The organism is Lichenicoccus roseus, from assembly GCF_005844085.1.
In the GTDB taxonomy this organism is placed as follows: domain Bacteria; phylum Pseudomonadota; class Alphaproteobacteria; order Acetobacterales; family Acetobacteraceae; genus Lichenicoccus; species Lichenicoccus roseus.
In genome coordinates this window covers 400,071-412,864 of the sequence record NZ_VCDI01000003.1, presented here as the reverse complement: position 1 = coordinate 412,864, position 12,794 = coordinate 400,071, and the positions used below count along the sequence as shown (strand labels likewise).

The window sequence follows — 12,794 nt, the reverse complement described above, 5'->3', positions numbered from 1 at the left end:
TGGGCATGAGGCACGGGGTAATCGGCGCGGCCGCCGCACTGGCCGCCGGGATCCTGCTGGGGGCACCCGCGCGGGCGCAGTCCGGCCACTACACCATCGCGGTCTCGCTGCCGACCGCCGACCATGGCTGGACCGGCGGCCTGCTGTACGACGCCAAGCAGGAGGCGGCGCTGCTGGAGCATGCCTATCCCGGCCTGACGGTGATCGTGAAGCCGTCGGCCAGCGCCGCCGACCAGGCCAGCGCGCTGGAAGACCTCACGGCGGGGACCAAGCCCGACGCCCTGGTGGTGCTGCCGTACGACAGCAGCCAGCTCACCGGGGCGGTGCGCCGGGTCAAGGCGAAGGGCGTGTTCATCACGGTGGTGGATCGCGGCCTGACCGATCCCGCGATCCAGGACCTCTATGTCGCCGGCGACAATCCGGAATTCGGCCGCGTCGCCGGAAAGTACTTCGTCCAGAAGCTGGGCCATGGCGACGTGGTGGTGATGCGCGGCATCCCGACCGTGGTCGACAGCCAACGCGTCGCCGGCTTCCAGCAGGCGATCGCCGGGTCGGGCGTGAAGATCCTGGACATGCAGTTCGCCAACTGGAGCCGCGACGAGGGCTTCAAGGTGATGCAGGACTTCCTCGCCAAGCACGCGCATATCGATGCGGTCTGGGCCGCCGACGACGACGTGGCGCAAGGCGCCCTGAGAGCCATCGCGCAGGCGAAGCGCAGCGACATCAGGTTCGTGGTCGGCGGCGCCGGCATGCGCGAGGTGATCAAGGGGGTGATGGACGGCAACGCGATGATGCCGGTGGATGTGTCCTACCCGCCCTCGATGATGAAGACGGCGATCGACCTCACCGTCGCCCACCTGGTCTCCAAGGCGGCGGTGCGCGGGACCTTCCTGCTCTCGACGGTGCTGATCACCAAGGACAACGCTTCGGAGTACTACGATCCCAACTCGCCATTCTGAGGTTGCTGCCCGCGGATGTGCACCTCCAGCACACCCGCCGGACCGGCGGCTACCGCCAGCCCGCGGTAGTCCGCCATTGTCCTGTGCCCGGTCGCCATCGGGTGGGCGTGGGTGGCGGTGACCACCACCACGGCGGCACCGGCGGCCTCGGCCGCCGCGATGCCCGCCGGCGCATCCTCGAATACCAGGCACTCCGAGGCCGGGCGGCCGAGGCGCCTCGCGGCAAGCAGGAAGCAGTCCGGCGCCGGCTTGCCGCGCGTTACGTCATCGGCGCTGACCAGCAGCGGTGGCGGGCGCAGGCCGGCCGCCTCGAGCCGGCGCAACGCCAGCGCGCGCGGCGCCGAGGTCACGATCGCGCAGCGGTCGGGCGGCACCGAGGCAAGGAACTCGGCGGCCCCGGGGATCGCCTCGATGCCGTCGACATCGTCGAGCTCGGCGCGGGTGAGCGCCGCCGCCTCGGCTTCCGGATCCACCCCCGGCAGGGCGAGCCCGCGGATCGTCTCCACCGCCCGCACCCCATGGATGGTCGGCAGGAAGCTGGCGACATCCAGGCCGTGCCGGACCGCCCATCTGGTCCAGACCCGCTCGGCAGCGGCGATCGAGCTCAGGATGGTGCCGTCCATGTCGAACAGGAAGGCGGCGAAGCTTCTTCCCGGAAACAGCGTCTGGGTCATCGGCTGGGCGCTTTCCTGTCTGCCGCGGCGCACGGTCGGAACTCCTTCTAGCATCCGCGCGCGCCGACGGAACAACCGTGCCGGTGGCTGCGTCGGACGCCATAGCGCCGATCCAGACACCCCGGGTCAGTCGTCGTCGTAGCCGTACACCTCGGGCAGCAGGAAGAGCGCCGCCAGCAGGCCGATCAGCGGAAAGATCGCCACGAACAGCGTGGCGTTGCCGTGTCCGATGGCGCTGAACAGCACCGGGAACAGGAAGATCGCCAGGAACGAGGGCAGCTTGACGAAGATGTAGGCAAAGCCCGAGGCGACGCCGCGATATTCCGGCCGCGCCATCATCGAGGCGATGGTGATGCCGTTCTCGGCGTCCCAGTAATGGCCCCAGAGCATCACCGCCGCAGCGAACGGCAGGATCATCGTGTGCCCGGACTTGATCGCGTAGCCGGCCACCAGCAGCGACACCAGCACGATGCCGAAGCCCGCGATGCTGAGCCCGCGCTGTCCGATGCGAGGCGTGATCAGCGGGCCGACCCAGCCGGAGATCGCGGCGATGATGTAGAGCACCATTGTGACGAGGTCGGTGCCCATCACGCTGGACACGCCGACCAGGACGAACAGCACCGGGATATAGAAGGCGAAAGTCGAGAACTCGCTGCCCTGTGCGAAGCAGGAGATCCAGCCGAACAGGGTTGCGCGGCGACGGATCGGATCACGCCAGATATGCTTCAGGAAATCCCGCGCCCGTGGCTGCGGGATCGCGACATCCTGGTCGGGCAGGAAATCGAGCGCATCGTTGTACATCTGCACCGAGACCAGCTTGGCCTCGGGAAACCGTCCGCGCCGGATCAGCCAGATCGCCGTTTCCGGCAGGTTGTAGCGCAGTGCGAAGATGATCGCCGCCGGCACCGCGCCGAACCCGAGCGTCAAGCGCCAGACCAGCCAGTGCGGCAGCGAGAAGGCGAGCAGCACGGCGATCAGGGCCAGCGCGAACACCTCGCCGACCGCGAACATGAACTGCCAGCGGTTGCCCATGATCTCACGCTCCCCCTTGGGGAGGAACTCCATGATGTAGGTGTAGCCGTTGGAGATGTCGGACCCGAGCGGAATGCCCAGGATCAGGCGGATCACCACCAGCCAGATCATGTCCGGCACGAACGCCTGCGCCAGGGCGAACACGATGAACATGACCATCGTGCTGAGGAAGATGGCGCGCCGCCCGATCCGGTCCGACAGCCAGCCGCCGACCAGCGAGCCGATGATCGCGCCGCCCTGGGTGCCGGCGCCGGCCAGGCCCAGCAGGGCCGGCGACGGATGGAACTGCTCGCGCAGGAAGATCAGCACGAAGGCGATCGAATAGAGGTCCCACGCCTCCACCAGGATCGAGGCGATCATCAGCCAGCCGACCCGGGTGCCGTTCGGGCTGTGATGGGTCACCAGGTGCTTCACTGCCCGGTCCATCAACGCCTGCTGCCCGGGATCGAGCTGTGCCGTGATCGTCGCCGCCATGCCTGCGCCTCCTGAAGCACCGCTCCAAGCCGGCGGCGCAACGTCCCGGACTGCAGCCCGATTCAGGCCCCGCCGCAACCGCGCGCTGCTCCTGCCCGCCCAGGCTCCGGTTGCTGTCACGCGATGTTCAAGCGGAACGTGCCCGGGTCGGCGTATTGCAGCACCCGAACAACCAGACCCGGACCATGCTCAGCACGCCCTTGCCGTCCTACCCGCTCCATCTCCTGCTGGCGCCGAACCGCGCCCTCGGCCGGACCGCCGTCGAGTCGCGCGAGACCGACCGCAAGCGGGCCTCGGCCATGCAGCCAGCCAATGCGCGGGGCACGGCGACCGCTGCGACGACCACCGCGGACCGCGGGGCGCCGCCGCGGCGCTGAGGCCGGCACCCCCCGCCCGCGGTGGCCTGCGAATTGCAGGACACCGAGGGCTTTCGGAGGCTCTGCATGAAGCGCCAGGTCTGTCTCGCCGTCCTGCTCCACGGCGGCCGCTTCTCCTGGAAGTATCCGGGAGCGAAGGCCGAGGGCGACCACGACCTGGAGATGTACAAGTCGCTGGCGCGCACCGCCGAGCGCGGCCGGTTCGACATCATCTTCATGGCCGACGGCTACTCCACCAAGGATGACGGCCTGGGGCCCGAGGCGCTGCGCTCGATGAGCACGCTGGTGCATTTCGACCCGCTGACGCTGCTCGCGGTGCTCTCCACCGTCACCAGCCGGATCGGCCTCGTCTGCACCGGATCGACCACCTACAACGAGCCGTACGAATTGGCCCGGCGCTTCGCGACCCTCGACCACATGAGCGGTGGCCGCGCCGGCTGGAACGTCATCACCTCGCAGATGACCAGCGAGGCGCTCAATTTCGGCTATGACGGACCGCTTTCGACCGAGGCGCGCTATGCCCGGGCGCGCGAATTCCTCGATGTCTGCCACGGGCTGTGGGACAGCTGGGAGGACGACGCCTTCCCGCGCGACAAGACCAGCGGCACCTACGCCGACCCCTCAAGGATGCACGTGCTCGACCACAAAGGCCGCTTCTTCAAGGTGCGCGGGCCGCTCAACGTCGCGCGCATGCCGCAGGGCTATCCGGTGATCTGCCAGGCCGGCGAGAGCGAGGAGGGTCGCGAGTTTGCCGCCCGATCGGCCGACATGATGTACGGCAAGGCGGCATCGCTCGAACACGGCCAGGCCTTCTACGGACCGATGAAGGCGCGCCTGGCCAAGTACGGCCGCGCGCCGGACAGCCTCAAGATCATGCCCGGCCTGTGCTGCGTCGTCGGGCGGACGCAGGAGGAGGCGCAGGCCAAGTTCGACGCGGTGCAGGCCACCATCGGCCCGGTCGAGGCACGCGCCTTCGCGGTGCAGTTCATGGGGCCGGATTTCGATCTCGACATCGATCCCGAACAGCCGATGCCGGACCTGCCGACGCTGAACGCCATCGCCACGCGCAAGCGCATCACGATGGAGCGCGACGGCAGGCGGCTGTCCCTGGTCGGACTCGGCCGCTGGATCGCCGCCTGCATGGGGCACCTGACGCTGATCGGCACGCCGTCCAGTATCGCGGACGAGATGGAGCGCTACATCGACGAGGGCGGCTCCGACGGCTTCGCGCTGATGCCGCACTACCTGCCGGGCAATCTCGAGGACTTCGTCGAGCTTGTGGTGCCGGAGCTGCAACGCCGTGGCCGGCTACGCACCGAATATACCGGAACCACCCTGCGCGACACGCTCGGCCTGCCGCGGCCGCCGAACCGCCACGCAGCCGGCGCCGGAGCGCACGCCGCCGAATGATCGATCCGCCCGACCGCAGGCGGATGCTCGGCCTCGGGCTCGCCGCCCTCGCCATGCCGGGGTTGCCGCATCGTCCGGCGCGTGCCGCCGCGCCCGATCTTGGCCCCTACGCGATCCGCCTGACCTGGGTCCGCAACGCCCAGTTCGCCGGCGAATACTACGCCGACAGCCGCGGCTACTATCGCGACGAGGGGTTCTCGTCGGTCGACCTGCAGAGCGGCGGACCCAGTGCGCCGCCGGCCGAGATCGACCTGTCGCAGGGCAAGTGCCTGCTCGGCATCTCGGCGATCGACCTGACCGCGGCGGCGATCACCCAGGGCGCCGCCCTGCGCACCATCGGCTGCCTGTACCAGAAGAGCGCCTTCTGCCTGCTGTCGCTGGCGAGCAGGCCGATCCCGGATCCGCAGTCGATGATCGGCAAGCGCATCGGAGTGCAGGGCGCCAACCAGGTCATCTTCGCGACCTTCCTGCAGCTGAACGGCATCGATCCGGGCCGCGTCGCCACCGTGCCGGTGCAGTTCGACCCGACGCCCCTGGTGGCCGGGGAAGTGGATGGCTGGGTCGGCTATATCGCCAACGAGCCGAACCAGCTGAAGCGGCGCGGCATCGCCACCACGACGTTCCTGTTCGCCGACCACAACTATCCGCTGCTGATGGAGACCTACGTGGCACGCGAAGACTCGACGCAGCGCGACCGCGAGCGGCTGAAGGCGGCGCTGCGGGCGGAGCTGCGCGGCTGGAAGGACAACCTGCGCGACCCGGATGGCGGCGCCGCCCTTGCCGTCGATCGTTACGGCCAGCGGCTCGGGCTCAACCGGGAGGCCGAGATGATGCAGTCCAGGACCGAGAATACCCTGATCACCTCGCCGGACACCGCGGCGCACGGGCTGCTGACGCTGGGCGGGGATCGCATGGAGCGCAACGTGAAGGTGCTGCGCGATCTCGGCAACGACGTCACCTGCGAGAGCCTGTTCGACATGACGCTGCTCGACGAGATCTATCGCGAAGATCCCGCCCTGATCCGTGTCTAGCGCCGCCTTGGCTGCGGCGGACGGCGGGATCGTGCCGCCTCAGCAATCCAGGCAGCGCCCGCCCGGCACCGGCATCGACATCGCCGGCCTTGGCAGGACATTCCGGGTCGGGCGCAGGCAGGTCGCGGCGCTCGACGGGCTCGACCTGCGTACCCCCGAGAACAGCTTCCTGTCGCTGCTCGGCCCCTCTGGCTGCGGCAAGTCGACGGCGCTGCGGATCCTGGCCGGGCTGGAGCGGGCGGATGCCGGGCGGGCGCTGGTGCACGGGCAGACGCCGGCTGAACTGGTGTCGCGGCACCAGCTCGGCATCGCCTTCCAGGACAGCGCGCTGCTGCCCTGGCGGTCGGTGGAGGCCAACATCCGGCTTCCCCTGGAGGTTGCGGGCGCAAGGCCGGCGCCTGGCCTGATCGCCGATCTGGTTGCGCTGGTCGGCCTCGGCGGTTTCGAGCGCGCACGCCCGGCGCAGCTGTCCGGCGGCATGCGCCAGCGCGTCTCGATCGCCCGTGCCCTGGTGCTGCAACCCCGCGCGCTGCTGCTCGACGAGCCGTTCGGCGCGCTCGACGACATGACCCGTCAGCGACTTAATCTCGAGCTGCAGCGGATCTGGACCGAGCGCCCGGCCACCACCCTGATGGTGACGCACGGCATCGCGGAAGCCGTGCTGCTGTCCGACCAGGTGGCGGTGATGAGCGCCCGCCCCGGCCGGATCGTGGCCCTGGTGACGATCGACCTGCCCCGCCCGCGCACCGCCGCGATGATGCGCAGCCCGGAATTCCACGCCTGCTGCGACCGGCTTGGCGAGGTGCTGTTCGGCACCGGACCCGAAGCCGGGGGCGGGACCGGGTGACGCGCCTGCTCGCGGCACCCATCGTCCTGCTCGGGCTGTGGAGCGCGGCCGCACTGCTCGATGCCGGTACGGCCGGACTGGTGCCGGCGCCCTGGGTCGTGCTGGCGCAGATCGTGCGCGACGGCTGGGCGTTCTACGGTCCCAACATCTGGCCGACGCTCGGCGAGGCGGCGCGAGGGTTCCTCTGGGGCAACGGCCTGGCGATTCTGCTCGCGCTGGTGGTGCTGCTGCTGCCCGCCCTGCAGCGCGTGGTGCTGCAACTGGCGGCGGTCAGCTACTGCATACCCGTGATCGCCATCGGCCCGCTGCTGACCCTGGTGTTCAGCGGCCGCACCCCGATGGTGGCGCTGTCGGCGCTGTCGGTGTTCTTCACCACGCTGGTCGGCCTGCTGCTGGGAGTGCGCGCCACCGACCGCACCAGCCTGGAGCTCGTGCGTGCCTGTGGCGGCGGACGCTGGCAGTGCTTCCGCCGGGTGCAGCTGCCCTCCTGCCTGCCGGCGCTGTTCGCGGCCCTGGGCATCGCGGCGCCGGCGTCGCTGCTGGGCGCCATTCTCGGCGAATGGCTCGGCTCGGTGCAGAGCGGCCTGGGTGTCGCCATGGTGGTCTCGATGCAGCAGATGGCGGCGCCGCGTTCCTGGGGCATCGCCCTGGTCAGCGGCGCGATCGCCAGCCTTGCCTACGGGCTGGTGGCGCAGATCGGGCGCTGGCTGACGCCCTGGCGGCGCGAGGGCAGCGCGTGAGTTCGCGACTGCTGTCGCCGCTGCTGGCGCTGGCGATCGTGCTGCTGGCCTGGAGCCTGTTCCTGCATGTCTTCCGGGTCAGCCCGCTGATAGGCAAGTCGCCGCTTGCGGTGGCGCAGTACCTGTTCGGCATGCCCGCCTCGGGCCGCAACCGGGCCGCCCTGCTCGGCGCCCTCGGGGTGACGCTGGTGCACGCCGCCTCCGGCTTCCTGCTCGGCCTGGTGCTTGGCCTCGGCAGCGCAATCCTGTTCGTGCTCGCCCCTACACTCGAGCGCAGCCTGCTGCCGCTCGCGACGATCCTGCGTTCGATCCCGCTGGTCGCGATGACGCCGCTGATCGTGCTGGTGTTCGGCCGCGGACCGGCGGCGGTCGCGGTGATCGGCGGCCTGATCGTCTATTTCCCGACCCTGGTGAACAGCGTGATGGGCCTGCGCGCGGCGCCGCGTGCGTCGGCGGAACTGGTCCGCGCCTGTGGCGGCGGCGATCTCGCGGTGCTGCGCAAGGTCGCCCTCCCCGGCGCGTTGCCGGCGATCATGGCGTCGATGCGGCTCTCGGCGCCGGCCGCCCTGGTCGGCGCGCTGCTCGCCGAATGGCTCGCCACCGGCGACGGCATCGGCTACCGCATGCAACGCGACATCACCTCGTTCCGGGCTGCCGATCTGTGGAGCGCGCTGGTGCTGGTGACGCTGTGTTCGCTGCTGCTCTACGGGGTGGTGGCGGCGGTCGAGACTGCGGTGATCAGAAGATTCGGAGTTCCGGAACGCGGCTGAGGCTGTCTATCGTTGGGGACAGATTAGCGTCGTTTGCTGGACAGCAGATATAGGCGAGCGCAGCAGACGTTCCACAAACCTCCGTTTGCAATACGATTTTCAAGGCCAGAATTTCCGGGACTTAAAGGGTTCCAAAGAACCCGTCCCGACGGTCAGGCGCAGCCTGACACTACGGTCTTGTGACGGGCCGCCGCCGGGTCGACAGCAGACATTACGGCACCGGTTTCGCGAAATTCCAAACGCTCTCCCGCCGATGGCCCTGAAGGTGCCCAGGCGCGGCCGCTTGGGAGGCAACCATCGGCCAGGCATCCGGCTCCGAGCGAGCAGGACCCTCGTCAGAACCCGAACATATGGTCGAGCGACACCCGCCCGCCGGTGTCCATCTGGCCGTGATAGCCGAACAGGCGGCAGGTGGTGTCGCGGATCAGCACGTAGCCGCGCGCACCCGCCTGCTCCAGCAGTGCGTCGCCGAACACCAGGTGCGGCCAGACCATCATCGAGCCGCAGCACGCGATCTCGATCGGCCGTTCGGCCACCACCGCGCCCTCGCCGTCATGCAGCACCAGCCTGGTGCTCGACCGCGCGCGCCACGGCGCCGAGGCCGGATAGATCAGCGCCGAGAAGCTGCGCCGGCCGCCCTCGCCGAGCTTCAGGAACAGTCGCGTCGACAGGCCGGGCGGCGGTCCGGAATAGGATTGCGGTTCGTCGCGATAGGTCATCGCGGTGTTGAAGATGTGTGCGCCGAAGCTGGTCTCGGCGACATGTCCGCTGCCGACATGCTCGTAGCGCACCAGCGCATGCATCCAGCCATCCGCCTCGCCGCCGTCGCGGAAGTCGTAGACCAGCTCGGCATGACCCTCGGGCGCCGACAGCGTCCCCAGATCCAGCGCCACGTCGTGGTCGCGCGGCAGGCAGCCGAGGAAATGCTCGCCGGCCTTCTGGCCCTCGGCGTCGAACAGGTCGATCCGCAACGGCAGGCTGCGCTGGCTCGGCGCCATCGGCGCAGGCTGCACGATGGAGCGGAAGTTCGCCGGGTCCAGCACCGGGAACGGCAGGATGTAGCCACGCCCCATCACGGCGGGCAGCGCCGGGATGCCGGGATCGGGCGCGAGATCGGCGCGCTCGACATTCATGTGCGCGATGCGGGTCCGGCCGCCGCGGATCACCTCGTAGCGCGGCCGCACCATGTGTCGGCCGCAGCGCAGCTCGATCTGCGCCGGCCAGTGCAGCCCGGGCAGCAGCGTCGAGACGTCGACGGCGAGGCTGGCATAGGGCGGCACCTCGACCGCCAGCGCCACCGGCTGCTCGCGTCCCATACGGTCGAGCTCGATCGCACCGGCCGGGATCGGCGCCGCGTGGCTGTTCTGCACCCAAAGCAGCACGCGCTCGTCGGCGCGCGGCGCGGGCAGGTTGGCGTAGCGGTCGGACGGCCAGGCATTGGCGTCGTGGGTGACCGACAGGCTCTGGTTGCCGTCATGGCCGGTGACGTCGAGCGCGTACTTCACCACGTCATGGCCGGCGACGCCGATCGCATGCACGAACAGCTGGCCGGTGAACGGCCCGAGCCCGAGGCGCTCGCGCACCGCGCGGCTCTCGATGCCGATGCCGGCGGCACCCGGACGAACCGGCTCCTCCCAGGTCGCCAGCACATTGCCCTCGCCGTCATACAGCCGCAGCCATAGCCGCACCGCCTCGGCGCCGTACGCCTGCCAGTAGTTGGCGGTCACCAGCCGGGTCGAGAGGTCGTCCGCGTCGCGGAAGAAGGCGAAGTTGGTGGCGAAGTTCAGCCGGTCGAGATAGCGCCTCGGGTTGGTGAGCATGTCCGAAGGCAGCCGCGCCGCATCCAGAGTCATCACCTCGATGCGGGCCGGCACCATGTCGGCGATGCGCGCCACGATGCGCTCGGCATCGAAGGCCGCCACCAGCAGCACCCCCGCCTCGGACCGGACGATGTCGGTCAGCGCCAGGGTGACGGTGCCCAGCATCTCGCGCCCGACCAGTGCTACATCGTGCACATAGAGTTCTTTGGGACGCGGCAGGCCGGGATTGAGGGCGTAGAGCATCGCCGCCGCGCCGTCGGGATCGTACACCGCGACCCTGCCGGCCTGGCGTAGCCGGTCGCCCAGGCGTGCCACCGCTTCCGCCGCCAGCGGATGCGCCAGGGCCTTGTAGAGCACATTGCCGCCCTGTCGGGCATCGTAGGTCTGGATGTCCAGCATCGTCTTGCTCGCGTCCGCTCAGTCGCTTACCGGGTCCGGGGCCACGGGACCCGTGATCCCCAGCCGCCGCCGCATCTCGTGCGCCACTGCGGGCGTGTCGTCCAGCGCCGCGGTCGGCCAGTGCTGCAGCCGGCCGTCGAACATCCTGATGCGTCCGGCCTGCTGCAACGTCCGCAGGAACAGCCCGATGCGGCGCGACCGCCCGGGCAGCTCCGCCACCAGCACCGGCACATCGGTCGCCGCCGCCTCCGAGACCATCGACACGCTGTCCGCGGTGACCACGATGGCATCGGCGCAGGCCAGCAGGCCGAAATACGGATTGTCGCCCTGCATGTCCCACACCCAGGCGCCCGGCGGCGACAGCGCCTCCGCCAGCGCCGCGCGCACCTCGGGGGCGGTACGCCGCGAAGGGGTCAGCGCGAGGCCGACCCGGTCACGCCTGATCAGGCCGGCAAGCTGCGCCGCCAGCGCCCTGCCGGTGGCGGCATCGAGGCGGAACCGGCCGTTCGAGCCGCCGACCAGCACCGCCACCAGCGGCCGCGGCAGGTGTGCGAGGCGGGGCGCCCAGGTTGCGCGGGCATCGGCGAGCAGGGCCGGGCCGACCCGATGCAGGGCATTGCGCGACAGCAGGACATTCGGCCCCGCGATCTCGTCGTGCGTGTTGGCGACCACCAGGTCGAAGCGCTCGAAGCGCATGCGCGGGTTCTGGATCTGCACCACCGTCCGCCCGTGCCGGCGCAGCGCCGCCCCGACCGCGGCCGCCACCCCGCCCACTCCGAGCACCAGCCCGTCCGGCAGCGCGCCGAGCGGCGCCACCGCCCGCAGCGGCGTGGGCCAGGTCGCGGCCGGCAGCCAGCTCCAGGGCGGCAGCGGTTGCAGCGAGTGGACGCTCGAGCCCAGCCCCGCACGCTCGGCGAGCCCGCGCGCCTGCGCCTCCAGGCCCGCATAGGGCTGCGCCAGGATCAAGGCGTGATCGACATGCATCCCCGCGGTTGTGCGAGCCGCCGGCGGCGCCCGTCAACGTCTCCCCGTCCGGCTTGACCGGCGCGGCCAGCCTCTGCAAAGACCCGCATCGCAGAAAGGCCGCGCCCGCATGAGCAGCTTCGAAGAGCTAGGCCTTGCGCCGCCCATCCTGGCCGCACTGCGCCGTCAGGACTATTCCACCCCGACTCCGATCCAGTTGCAGGCGATCCCGCCGATCCTGCGGGGACGCGACGTGCAGGGTCTTGCGCAGACCGGCACCGGCAAGACCGCGGCGTTTGCCCTGCCGATCCTGCACCGGCTGATGCAGTCGGCCGAGCCGCCGCCGCCGCGCGGCTGCCACGCACTGGTGCTGTCGCCGACACGCGAGTTGGCCAGCCAGATCGCCGGCAACATCCGCACCTACGGCCGTGGCACCGGCCTGCGCACCGCCCTGCTCTACGGCGGCGTGCCGAAGCAGGCCCAGACGCGCACGCTCGCGAACGGCATCGACATCGTCGTCGCCACGCCCGGACGGCTGCTGGACCATCTCGGCGACCGCACCCTCAGCCTGGTCGCCACCGGCATCTTCGTCCTCGACGAGGCCGACCACATGCTAGATCTCGGTTTCATCGCCGACATCCGCCGCATCGTCACCATGCTGCCGCCCGAACGGCAGAACCTGTTCTTCTCGGCCACCATGCCGGCCGAGATCGCGATCCTGGCGCGCGACCTGCTGCATGATCCGGTGCAGGTCGAGGCCGCGGCGGCGGCGATCACCGCGGACGGTATCGAGCAGCGCGTCATCTTCACCGACACCCAGCGCAAGCGGCCGCTGCTGGTCGAGATCGTGGGTCGCCTGAGGAAGGGGCGCATCCTGGTATTCACCCGCACCAAGCAGGGCGCCGACCAGGTAGTGGCCTTCCTCGATCGCGCGCGCATCCCGGCGACGGCGATCCATGGCGACAAGAGCCAGGCGGCGCGCGAACGGGCGCTGGCCGCCTTCCGCGGCGGCGACATCTCGGTGCTGGTTGCGACCGACGTGGCCTCACGCGGGATCGACATCGACGACGTCACCCACGTGATCAATTTCGAAATCCCGCACCTGCCCGAGATCTATGTGCACCGCGTCGGGCGCACGGCGCGGGCCGGGCAACGCGGGGTGGCGATTTCGCTGTGCGATCCGGACGAGCGCAGCGCCCTGCGTGCGATCGAGAAGCTCACCCGCATCCGCATGATCGTCTCGGAGCCGTTCCAGCTCGGCGGCGCATCGATGCGACCGCGCGCCTGACCCCGCCCGG

At 70.2% G+C, this 12,794-nt stretch carries 12 protein-coding genes; 8 read left to right on the top strand and 4 right to left on the bottom strand.

The window, feature by feature from the left end; all coding sequences use genetic code 11:
• Positions 1 to 5 precede the first annotated feature (5 nt).
• Positions 6 to 959, top strand: coding sequence for a substrate-binding domain-containing protein (locus FE263_RS11180; protein WP_138326066.1), 954 nt, complete (start codon positions 6 to 8; stop codon positions 957 to 959).
• On the opposite strand, the gene FE263_RS11175 is transcribed toward FE263_RS11180, so the two are convergent.
• The gene (locus FE263_RS11175) at positions 935 to 1,633 is read right to left on the bottom strand and encodes an HAD-IA family hydrolase (RefSeq protein ID WP_138326065.1); all 699 of its coding nucleotides are present in this window, start codon (positions 1,631 to 1,633) and stop codon (positions 935 to 937) included. The two genes, FE263_RS11180 and FE263_RS11175, sit on opposite strands and share 25 nt — an antisense overlap.
• 126 nt (positions 1,634 to 1,759) lie before the next feature.
• Complete coding sequence (locus FE263_RS11170) at positions 1,760 to 3,139, bottom strand: MFS transporter (protein ID WP_205880339.1); 1,380 nt, start codon at positions 3,137 to 3,139, stop codon at positions 1,760 to 1,762.
• 185 nt (positions 3,140 to 3,324) lie between these two features.
• Here FE263_RS11170 and FE263_RS11165 point away from each other — a divergent pair, with 185 nt between their 5' ends.
• The 6 genes from FE263_RS11165 (at position 3,325) to FE263_RS11140 (ending at position 8,314) form a co-directional block, all read left to right on the top strand.
• Complete coding sequence (locus FE263_RS11165) at positions 3,325 to 3,516, top strand: hypothetical protein (protein ID WP_138326064.1); 192 nt, start codon at positions 3,325 to 3,327, stop codon at positions 3,514 to 3,516.
• Positions 3,517 to 3,582: 66 nt separating this feature from the next.
• Positions 3,583 to 4,926 carry an LLM class flavin-dependent oxidoreductase gene (locus FE263_RS11160; protein ID WP_138326063.1) on the top strand — a complete coding sequence of 448 codons (1,344 nt, stop codon included), beginning with the start codon at positions 3,583 to 3,585 and terminating at the stop codon, positions 4,924 to 4,926.
• Positions 4,923 to 5,957 carry an ABC transporter substrate-binding protein gene (locus FE263_RS11155; protein WP_138326062.1) on the top strand — a complete coding sequence of 345 codons (1,035 nt, stop codon included), beginning with the start codon at positions 4,923 to 4,925 and terminating at the stop codon, positions 5,955 to 5,957. The genes FE263_RS11160 and FE263_RS11155 overlap by 4 nt, the downstream gene beginning before the upstream one ends.
• Positions 5,950 to 6,804, top strand: a complete 855-nt coding sequence (locus FE263_RS11150) for an ABC transporter ATP-binding protein (protein WP_240759378.1) — start codon at positions 5,950 to 5,952, stop codon at positions 6,802 to 6,804. The genes FE263_RS11155 and FE263_RS11150 overlap by 8 nt, the downstream gene beginning before the upstream one ends.
• Positions 6,801 to 7,544, top strand: coding sequence for an ABC transporter permease (locus tag FE263_RS11145; RefSeq protein ID WP_138326061.1), 744 nt, complete (start codon positions 6,801 to 6,803; stop codon positions 7,542 to 7,544). Before FE263_RS11150 ends, FE263_RS11145 begins: the two co-directional genes overlap by 4 nt.
• Positions 7,541 to 8,314, top strand: coding sequence for an ABC transporter permease (locus FE263_RS11140; protein WP_138326060.1), 774 nt, complete (start codon positions 7,541 to 7,543; stop codon positions 8,312 to 8,314). Before FE263_RS11145 ends, FE263_RS11140 begins: the two co-directional genes overlap by 4 nt.
• 335 nt (positions 8,315 to 8,649) lie before the next feature.
• On the opposite strand, the gene FE263_RS11135 is transcribed toward FE263_RS11140, so the two are convergent.
• Positions 8,650 to 10,533 carry a hypothetical protein gene (locus tag FE263_RS11135; protein ID WP_138326059.1) on the bottom strand — a complete coding sequence of 628 codons (1,884 nt, stop codon included), beginning with the start codon at positions 10,531 to 10,533 and terminating at the stop codon, positions 8,650 to 8,652.
• 18 nt (positions 10,534 to 10,551) lie between these two features.
• Positions 10,552 to 11,517: a mitochondrial fission ELM1 family protein gene (locus FE263_RS11130; protein ID WP_138326058.1), complete on the bottom strand. Its 966-nt coding sequence runs from the start codon at positions 11,515 to 11,517 to the stop codon at positions 10,552 to 10,554.
• 109 nt (positions 11,518 to 11,626) lie between these two features.
• On the opposite strand from FE263_RS11130, the gene FE263_RS11125 reads away from it, so the two are divergent.
• Positions 11,627 to 12,784 carry a DEAD/DEAH box helicase gene (locus FE263_RS11125; protein ID WP_138326057.1) on the top strand — a complete coding sequence of 386 codons (1,158 nt, stop codon included), beginning with the start codon at positions 11,627 to 11,629 and terminating at the stop codon, positions 12,782 to 12,784.
• Positions 12,785 to 12,794 lie beyond the last annotated feature (10 nt).

What these genes read in the sequence shown, in the direction of transcription:
- FE263_RS11135 (WP_138326059.1), bottom strand. Translation starts at nt 10,533, where the DNA reads ATGCTGGACATCCAGACCTACGATGCCCGACAGGGCGGCAATGTGCTC.
- FE263_RS11125 (WP_138326057.1), top strand. Translation starts at nt 11,627, where the DNA reads ATGAGCAGCTTCGAAGAGCTAGGCCTTGCGCCGCCCATCCTGGCCGCA.
- FE263_RS11175 (WP_138326065.1), bottom strand. Translation starts at nt 1,633, where the DNA reads ATGACCCAGACGCTGTTTCCGGGAAGAAGCTTCGCCGCCTTCCTGTTC.
- FE263_RS11130 (WP_138326058.1), bottom strand. Translation starts at nt 11,517, where the DNA reads ATGCATGTCGATCACGCCTTGATCCTGGCGCAGCCCTATGCGGGCCTG.
- FE263_RS11155 (WP_138326062.1), top strand. Translation starts at nt 4,923, where the DNA reads ATGATCGATCCGCCCGACCGCAGGCGGATGCTCGGCCTCGGGCTCGCC.
- FE263_RS11160 (WP_138326063.1), top strand. Translation starts at nt 3,583, where the DNA reads ATGAAGCGCCAGGTCTGTCTCGCCGTCCTGCTCCACGGCGGCCGCTTC.
- FE263_RS11165 (WP_138326064.1), top strand. Translation starts at nt 3,325, where the DNA reads ATGCTCAGCACGCCCTTGCCGTCCTACCCGCTCCATCTCCTGCTGGCG.
- FE263_RS11180 (WP_138326066.1), top strand. Translation starts at nt 6, where the DNA reads ATGAGGCACGGGGTAATCGGCGCGGCCGCCGCACTGGCCGCCGGGATC.
- FE263_RS11170 (WP_205880339.1), bottom strand. Translation starts at nt 3,139, where the DNA reads ATGGCGGCGACGATCACGGCACAGCTCGATCCCGGGCAGCAGGCGTTG.